Below are 8,180 nucleotides of genomic sequence, written 5' to 3'. Positions count from 1 at the left end.
ACAGGCAGTGCCGACGCAACCATCTCGACTTCAAGCTGGACAAAGCTCATGATTCGAGTACAAATGTATTCTGAGGCAACGGGGCGTCCTCGAGTACATCCATATATGAGGCAACAGGGCTCTGGCCACCGAAACTTCGGTGGTCAGCAGAACCGAGATTGCAAGGAACGTACCGGAGCAACGTACAGTATCTTGACGCCGTTTTGCGGCCAGGACGACATTACGCTGCTTGGCAAAGAGACTATTGTCCAGCCCGGCTTCGCCTATCGCCTGCTGGCTGGCGGCTCAGAAAGCTCACTTCAGCTCCGGTGCAGATTCCGTAGTCGGACCTTGCGCCCAGCAGTAGGATACTGGTATCCCTTACCCGCTGGTAGTGCTCGATCGCCTGCCTTAGGTTTACTGCGGCAATCCGGTCCTGAAGCTTTGCTTGAGACTGCCCTACTACTAGAAGCCCAAGCCCAGTCCCAACAAGGGTGATGCCAAGCAGCGCTACCAATAACCGGTCAACAAGCTTCAGTGTCATGAGGACCTCTCTTTTTCTGGTTGCACACCACACATGGAGCATTCACGGTGCCAGTTGCAGTAGTCATGTCTAAGATACCAGAAGTCAGAGTCTTAGGCTCTTGGTGTTCACTTCGGCGAGTTGTTTCGTCTCAGTGGATGATACTCCGGTGTCTGTGTCAGTTCGAAGGACCGAGCCTAACCTACTGGAATGGTGTCGGTTACACCAGTGAGTTTACAGCGGTCTCATGAGACAACTGTTGTCTTAGGTGAGACGGTCTAGGGCAGGCGGGCCCGGTTACGGGCCCGCCTGTTCGTGTCGAGGTGTGCTAGAACATGACTATCTTTGTACTTGCGACTTGACCTCCGCCGATTGCCCTGGCAACGTACGCACCGGCTAGTGCGTAACCGGGAATGCTAACTAGTTGCTTACCAGCCGCATACTCGCGTGGTGCAATCCTTGCAACCTGCCGGCCGTCTGTGGTGAAGACCTGAATTTCGACCATCGTCGGCCGGGCCAGTGTCAGTTCGACATTGCGTCCCGAACCCCGTAGTACGAAACCGACGTTTCCGCGTTCCGTGTCGTGTTCGTCAAGACCGGTTTCAACATAGCAGACTGAGTCATGCCGGACGTCAACCGGTACGAGGAAGATGGTGTCGTGATCAGGATAGCACATGCTGTCAGTCATGCGCGCTTGTATCCACGGCATTTCCATCACTACCGGCTCCTGCGGCTCGACACACACTTCCCGATTTCCCGCAGGATCAAAAGTCGAGAGCATGAAGTCTGCCCCGCCGATGAGAGTCGGGAAGCTGTTGGTCCAGCCACCGACCGCATATCCTCCGGCTGCAAGTTCAATCATCGGCAACGGCACATCGGACTGAAGCCCGGGGTGATACGGGCTTGGATGAGACCGGCACCACTGAGGAATGCCCATTGGGTCGAGTTTCAGTATGAGGAAATTCGGATTCGGGATGCCTGGTCCTACCGATGTCGTCAGCCCGCACACCGCTGCGCCTGCGTCCTGGGTACCGACAAGGGAACGGTCGTCGAGCACTTCTTCGTCGCCGTTTGACCAGCCGTAGGTTCTGGACCAGACCAATACTCCGCTCAGGGTGAACTTGGCGACAAACATGTCTTGGAACGCACCTGGCGCAGTGCCGAACGACAGGGTCCGGCCCGCAACCATCACGTTGTTGGCAATGTCCAGCGCGACCGAGTACGCTTCATCCGAATAGTTCGCGCCTGCTACCTGCACCCACTGGATGTTACCCACCGGGTCGAGTTTGAGAAGGAACGGGTTGTACAGGGCCGGGCCCATCGCCTTTGCCCGGCCGCACACCGCATAGCCGAGGTCAGGGGTCTGGACTATGGAGTATCCTTCGTCTTCGATGTGCATTGGCGTAAACCAGTATGCGCGCATCCACTGCAAGAGGCCCCACTGGTCGAGCTTGAGCACAATGATGTTCGGCTTGGGGTTAGGACCGAAGCTGTGCGTGAGCCCGGCAAGCGCGTAACCGCTGTCCGCGGTCTCGACAATCGAGAACACCTCATCGTCCGCGAGCCCGCCGTACACCCGGCCCCAGAGATGGTTGCCCGCGGCGTCGAGCTTCTCTATAAAGATGTTCTTGTTTGGAGTTCCCGGGCCATAACTTCTGGTCCAGCCGGCAAGGGTGTAGCAATTGTTGCTTGTTCGGACCATTGCACGCGCCTCTTCATCGTACTTGCCGGCCGACACTCTGGCCCAAACCGGAATTCCGGCCGGGTCGGTTTTCACCACAAGCACGTTGGAGTTGCCAGTCGGACCGAAGCTGCGTGTCCACCCGGCAAGGCAGAACCCTCCACCAAGTCCCTCGACTAGCGCGTGGCACTCCTCGTTTGCCGCACCGCCGTATAAGCGGACTGGCAGTACCTGGGCGCCTGCAACACCTGCGGCAAACAGGACGGCAATTATTGCGGGCACTATCACGAGCGTTCTTGCGAACATTCTGACCTCCTTATGGTCTGCGGATTTGTTCGGACTCACTGTCACATGGCTTTCTGTTCTTGCGGTCATTGCGGTCTCCTTTCTTTGTTCTGTTCTGTAAGCCATGCCCCTGATACCGCAAGTGCCATGCCAGGAGGGCACTGCGACGCAAGTCGCATGTTTATGTAACTTGTCGAAGCCGGACCATCAGCCTATGTGCCGTGTCTTGGCACAGAAATGTGCCATGACACATGGGCAGCGTGCGTACTAAGACCAAGCATCACGTCTCACGGTATTCCAACGCCCGGCCCGGTTGTAGGAAAGGTGAGGTCAGCCCTGACGACGCCTGAGCTTGTGCTTGGCTTGTGCCCGGGTCAAGGTTAGTGCTATTCCGGCCGCTTCAGGCCGTACCTCTGTATTATTCTATATAACTGCCGGCGGCTGATGCCGAGCCGATCGGCAGCCCGTTTCACGACCCAGCCGGTTGACTTGAGCGCTTCTTCAACTGCCTGGCGTTCGACCCCAGCTCCGGCAGTAGACGCGGCCTTTCGTCTTGCTGTCTGCCAGCTCTGCGCCATCCCCTCGCCGTTGGCGACCGCCTTGCGGACGCTGGCCGGTAGGTCGGCTGCAGTTACGAACTCACCCCGGGCTAGAATCACGCCCCGCTCAATTACGTTCTCGAGCTCGCGGATGTTGCCGGGCCAGGAGTATCCGACAAGGCAGGCAAGACAGTCATCGGTTACCCCACGTACCGGCTTTGAGTACTCTTCACTTACTCTTCGGATGAAGAGTCGTACGAGCTCCGGAATGTCCTGAGTCCGCTCCCGCAACGGCGGCAGCGAGACAGTGATGACGTTCAACCGGTAGAAAAGGTCGCGCCGAAATCTTCCTTCTGCCATTGCCTGCTCAAGGTCCTTGTTCGTGGCCGCAACGATGCGCACGTCCACCTCAATCAGTCTGCGGCCGCCGACCCGCTCGAACGTACGGTCCTGTAGAACTCTGAGCAACTTGGCCTGCAGGCTCAGTGACATATCTCCGACTTCGTCCAGGAATATCGTGCCGCCCTGGGCGGTCTCAAACTTACCTTCACGCTGACTCACGCCAGTTGCGGTGCCCCTTTCTACTCCGAACAGCTCGCTTTCCAGGAGCGTTTCCGGTATCGCCGCGCAGTTCACGGCCACGAATGGTCGGTCGGCCCGGTCTGAGAGCCGGTGTAGAGTTCTGGCGACGACTTCCTTGCCAGTCCCGGACTCGCCGAGGATGAGCACGCTTGCCCTAGTCCGAGCAGCGCGCTCAATTGTCTCAAACACTCCGGCCAGCGTTGTATCCACGCCGACTACTCCGGGAAACTTATCTGCCCGCTTCCGGACCTCAACCTTCGGCAGGGCGTGAGTCTGCTCTGCCAGCTCGCGCGCTTCAGCCGCGGAGCCGACTGCGCCCAAGTTCTCAAATATCGTCTGCGCTTCACGCAGGGCATCCTGCCGGCTAGGCGCAGCCCGAGCCAGAACAACAAGCGAGCACGCCAGTTCGTAGTTCCGGCCAAGTGACCTGAGGACCCTGGCACTTTCCTCGGCATATCGCTCTGCCGCCGCACTGTCGTTTTCCAGTAGTGCCAGCAGCGCCTTCGTACGAAGCACGTTCCCCTGTTCCCGCTTTGACCCGGTCTCACGGCAGAGCGTCTCGGCCTGGTCAAGTCTGACACGGGCTTCAAGCGGCTCGCCCCGCGCGATGTCAAGCTCAGCTCTTCGGCGCAGTACCTCGGCAAGTTCGTCACGGTCTCCAGACTTGCGGCATATCGCCTCATCCTGCTCGTAGAGCGACTGGGCCCGGGCCCGGTCACCGGCCCGAAACGCGACCTCGCCCATCGTGCCCAATACTTCAGCCTGAACCCAGGAAGAACCTGATAACTGGGCTGTCTCTAATGCCCGCGCCAAGAAAAAATTAGCCCGGTCCAGCTTGCCCCGGAGCATATAAAGCTCGCCGATGTTGTTGTAGTAGAGTGCAACGTTCTTGCGGTCCTCGGTTCCCTCTTTCTCGGCTAGGGCCCGGAAGTAATTTTCCAGTGCCCGGTCCCAGTCGCCCAAGTCCGCGTGAATCAGTCCGATGTTCAGGTAGGCCGAGGCCACGCCGTGCCGGTCCCTGAGTTGTTCCATTTTCGCAAGACACCGTTGGGCCAGCGCCATGGCTCGGTCAAGCTCGCCCCTTTCCCGGCACACCATACACAGGTTATTGCATGAGTTTGCCGCGCCAGCGTCGTCTCCAAGCGCTTCGCATAACGCAAGTGCCCGTCCCAGCCGGTCCGCGGCTGCGTCCAGTTCGCCACGGAGCCCGAACAGCATACCGGCCAGTGCAAGTGCATCTGCCTCAGCCCGCTGGTTTCCAGTTGCCTGCGCTTGTTCGAGTGCCTGCTGGGTCAAGACCATCGCTTGTTCTGGCCGGGTCTGGACAAGGGTCCTAGCTTCGTCCAGTAGCTCGCTGACCTGAGCCTTCTCGGCCATGCGCCAGCATAGGCCGGAACCGTATCGCTGTCAACGCTGCAGGGCGAAGAGACGACCAGCCAGTTTCTATCCGCCGGCTTGCTTCGGTTTGGACCGGGCAAGAAATGAGGCGAGGATGCTGGCCTCGTATAACACAAAGAGTGGTATGGCCATAAGAATCTGGCTGAATACATCGGGCGGACTCAGGATGGCCGCAACTACGAAGATGACGACAATGGCAATTCGGTGCTGCTTGACTAGTGTGCGGGGAGTGATGATACCGAGCTTGGTCAGGAAGAACGAAACCACTGGTAACTGAAACACAACCCCGCAAGCCAAGAGGAAAGCGGCCACCGTGCTGAAGTAGCGGTCAATGGAGAGCATGGGCTCGAGCTTCGGGGTGGCGAAGCTTAGCAGAAATTTCATCGCGACCGGCACGACGATGAAGTAGGCGAAGCCGACACCGCCCAGGAAAAACACCGTCGAGACTGCAACGGCCCAGACAACGTATTTCACCTCATGCCGGAGCAGGGCCGGTCGGACAAAGCGCCAGAATTGGTAGAAGATTAGAGGTGCGGCAAGAAACAGACCGGAGGCCAGTGCAACCTTGAGTTTGACTACGAACGCTTCGGACGGAGAAAGGAAAACGAGCTTCGGGACCGGCCGGGTTAGTAGCTCCAGCACGCGGTCGGAGAAGAAGAAGGCGACGACCGCGGCAACAGCCAGAGTGATGAGCGAGTAGAAGATGCGGCGGCGCAGTTCCTCTAAGTGGTCAAGGAATGGGTGAGTTTCAGACATGGTCTTGCACCGATGGCGGGCCAGTATTGGTATTGACTTCGGCTGTCAGCGGTCGGCCGCCAGCTCTCAGACTTGCGCTCAGTCGGTCTTGGACTCCTGGTCCGGTTTGTCGGGTTTGTCTTCGTCCGAGTCTATCTCCTTCATCCCACGCTTGAGCTCCCTCACGCCCTTGCCGATGGACCGCATCACTTCCGGGATTCGACGGGCGCCGAAGAGAAGCAGGATGACGAGGACGATGAGTAGTATTTCCTGCCAACCTAGTCCGAACATGGACCACCACCTCCTGGCGCACTAACTATTACATGCGGCCGCACTCCGAGCATGAGAGACTATAAGGCGCCAGTCTGCCCTGGTCAAGCCCTGCGGTCCCGAGTCTTGAGACCGCAGCAGTCTCTGCTTGACCGGCGGCAGGCGGTCAGGGATAATTGACTCAGGCCCCATGTTTCCTTGCCAGCGACGCCGAGCCGCGGCCGGAACCGGGCTATGGATGAATGCAGACCAAGATGGAGGAAACGATGAGTGACCTGTCAAGACGGGAGTTTCTGAAGTACCTCGGCATTGGCGCGCTCGGGTTTGTTGCCCGGCCCAAGTTGCTGTCCGCGCTTGAAAGACGGCTGCCGTTCACGGACGACGCAAGCGACGTAGTGCAGTGCTACGACGTGAACGCAACCAGCGGCAATACCATCAATGAGCCAGTCGTACAGGTGATGGTTGATGAGTCGGTGAAGGCGCTGACCGGCCAGAGTACGGTCGGCGAGGCGTGGAAGTCACTCTTTCCTGGCATCACGACTTCATCGGTTATCGGTATTAAGGTGAACTGCATCAACTCGTCGCTTCCAACCCACCCGGCAGTAGTAAGGTGCATCATCAACGGTCTGGCCCAGATGGACCTCGGCGGCACGCTTTTCAAGAAGAACAACGTCATTGTCTGGGACCGGACCAATAGCGAACTGACCGCTTCTGGGTACTCGATCTATACCGGAACTGACCCGGATACGGCACGCTGCTTCGGCACGAACCAGTCCGGGGTCGGGTATGATACGACAAAGCCTTTGAACGTCGGCGGCGTGAGTCAGAATCCGAGCAAGATAATATCCCAGATGTGCGAGTTCATCATCAACGCCGCGGTACTCAAGACCCACAGCCAAGGCGTGGTCACACTGACACTGAAGAACCACTACGGCTCGGTACACAGTCCGAGCAGCCTTTCGCACAGCAACAGTTGCACGCCGTCGGTGCCGGCGCTTTCGGCCCAGATAAGAGATGTCCTGACGCCGACCGGAAAGCAGAAGCTGTTCTTCATTGACGGTCTGTTCGGACTGTACTCGGGCGGGCCGGGCGGAAGCCCGAACTTCAACCCCAAGCTGATCCTCATGAGTCGGGACACGGTTGCCTGCGACTATCAGGGACAGAATGTCATCAATGCCGAGCGGCAACGTCGCAGTCTGACACCGGTGAACTGCGCTCACATCACGATGGCGGCGCAGTCGCCGTACAACCTCGGCACGACCGATGTGAACTTGATAGAGATAAACAACCCGACCGGGATAGCCGAGCCGGGACGGTTGCCGAATAGCGCCGGTTTCGTTGTCGTGCCCGACCCGTTCCGCGGTCGAGCAACAGTTTCATTCTCACTGCCTGTGGCGTCGCCGGTCAGCATTGAACTGCTGAACCAGTCCGGTGCGGTTACGGCCAGCGTGTTTCGCGGCGAGCTTGGCCGGGGTCAACACCGGATTGCTGTCGTCACCGGGAACCGGCTTGCTGGCGGCACGTACTTCATGCGGGTGGCATCGAGAGCCGGTACAAGGGTAAGAAAGGTAACGGTACTCAACTAGGAGAAAGTGGATGACAGGCGAAATTCAGACACGAGATACCGGATTTAGGAGTGTCCTGGTTGTTGGCCGCAGACTGTTGACCGTAGCAGGCCTGTGTCTGTGCCTCGGCCTTGTTTTCTGCGGCTGCAATCAGGGGCCGGCGGCCAAGGATGTTGTTGACCTGATTCCCCTGGACAATGACATCAGCGGCTGGACCCGTACCGGCCCGATGCAGATTGCCGAAACCGGACAGCAACTCTACGACATGATTGACGGTGAGGCCCAGCCCTACATTGACAACGGATTCGTGAAGTGCGCGTTCCAGAAGTACTCTGGTACGGTCGGTTCGAACCAGGTCGAGCTTGAAGTGCGGGTCTTCGACATGGCCGATACTGCCAACGCCCGCAAGGTATATGAGGCGGTAACGACCGGCAGCGAAGTACCCTGGACTCAGGATAACCCCGGCGCCGCGGCCCGAATCGAGCAAAGTCTGTTCAGCTACAAGGTAGACTTCTGGGGCGACCGGTTCTATGTCTGGGTCACAATTCAGGACGCAACCGACCCAGGACTTGCAGTTGCGAAGTTCTTTGCCGGTAACATATGGGCAGCCATCAAGGAATGAG

The 8,180-nt window shown here is 58.5% G+C and carries 7 protein-coding genes; 2 read left to right on the top strand and 5 right to left on the bottom strand.

The window, feature by feature from the left end:
• Positions 1-241 precede the first annotated feature (241 nt).
• From ABIL25_05085 to tatA, 5 genes are all read right to left on the bottom strand, one after another.
• Positions 242-523 (bottom strand): hypothetical protein, encoded by a 282-nt coding sequence (locus ABIL25_05085; GenBank protein MEO0081653.1) that lies wholly within the window; start codon positions 521-523, stop codon positions 242-244.
• A gap of 307 nt (positions 524-830) precedes the next feature.
• Positions 831-2,489 (bottom strand): hypothetical protein, encoded by a 1,659-nt coding sequence (locus ABIL25_05080; GenBank protein ID MEO0081652.1) that lies wholly within the window; start codon positions 2,487-2,489, stop codon positions 831-833.
• Positions 2,490-2,854: 365 nt separating this feature from the next.
• On the bottom strand, positions 2,855-4,966 hold the full coding sequence (locus ABIL25_05075) for a sigma 54-interacting transcriptional regulator (GenBank protein MEO0081651.1): 2,112 nt from the start codon (positions 4,964-4,966) through the stop codon (positions 2,855-2,857).
• A 66-nt stretch (positions 4,967-5,032) separates the two neighbouring features.
• Positions 5,033-5,743, bottom strand: coding sequence for a twin-arginine translocase subunit TatC (gene tatC / locus ABIL25_05070; protein ID MEO0081650.1), 711 nt, complete (start codon positions 5,741-5,743; stop codon positions 5,033-5,035).
• A gap of 78 nt (positions 5,744-5,821) precedes the next feature.
• On the bottom strand, positions 5,822-6,013 hold the full coding sequence (gene tatA / locus ABIL25_05065) for a twin-arginine translocase TatA/TatE family subunit (protein MEO0081649.1): 192 nt from the start codon (positions 6,011-6,013) through the stop codon (positions 5,822-5,824).
• A gap of 245 nt (positions 6,014-6,258) precedes the next feature.
• On the opposite strand from tatA, the gene ABIL25_05060 reads away from it, so the two are divergent.
• Positions 6,259-7,578, top strand: coding sequence for a DUF362 domain-containing protein (locus tag ABIL25_05060; protein MEO0081648.1), 1,320 nt, complete (start codon positions 6,259-6,261; stop codon positions 7,576-7,578).
• 10 nt (positions 7,579-7,588) lie between these two features.
• On the top strand, positions 7,589-8,179 hold the full coding sequence (locus ABIL25_05055; protein MEO0081647.1) for a DUF6599 family protein: 591 nt from the start codon (positions 7,589-7,591) through the stop codon (positions 8,177-8,179).
• Position 8,180 lies beyond the last annotated feature (1 nt).

The sequence above is a fragment of the candidate division WOR-3 bacterium genome, assembly GCA_039801365.1.
Taxonomy (GTDB): domain Bacteria; phylum Hydrothermota; class Tepidihabitantia; order Tepidihabitantales; family Tepidihabitantaceae; genus JBDRUN01.
The sequence above is the reverse complement of the archived record's forward strand: the minus strand, read 5'-3'. Positions and strand labels throughout refer to the sequence as shown.

Excerpts from the sequence above, each read along its gene's own strand:
- ABIL25_05060 (MEO0081648.1), top strand. The coding sequence starts at position 6,259 with ATGAGTGACCTGTCAAGACGGGAGTTTCTGAAGTACCTCGGCATTGGC.
- ABIL25_05075 (MEO0081651.1), bottom strand. The coding sequence starts at position 4,966 with ATGGCCGAGAAGGCTCAGGTCAGCGAGCTACTGGACGAAGCTAGGACC.
- tatA (MEO0081649.1), bottom strand. The coding sequence starts at position 6,013 with ATGTTCGGACTAGGTTGGCAGGAAATACTACTCATCGTCCTCGTCATC.
- ABIL25_05085 (MEO0081653.1), bottom strand. The coding sequence starts at position 523 with ATGACACTGAAGCTTGTTGACCGGTTATTGGTAGCGCTGCTTGGCATC.
- tatC (MEO0081650.1), bottom strand. The coding sequence starts at position 5,743 with ATGTCTGAAACTCACCCATTCCTTGACCACTTAGAGGAACTGCGCCGC.
- ABIL25_05055 (MEO0081647.1), top strand. The coding sequence starts at position 7,589 with ATGACAGGCGAAATTCAGACACGAGATACCGGATTTAGGAGTGTCCTG.
- ABIL25_05080 (MEO0081652.1), bottom strand. The coding sequence starts at position 2,489 with ATGTTCGCAAGAACGCTCGTGATAGTGCCCGCAATAATTGCCGTCCTG.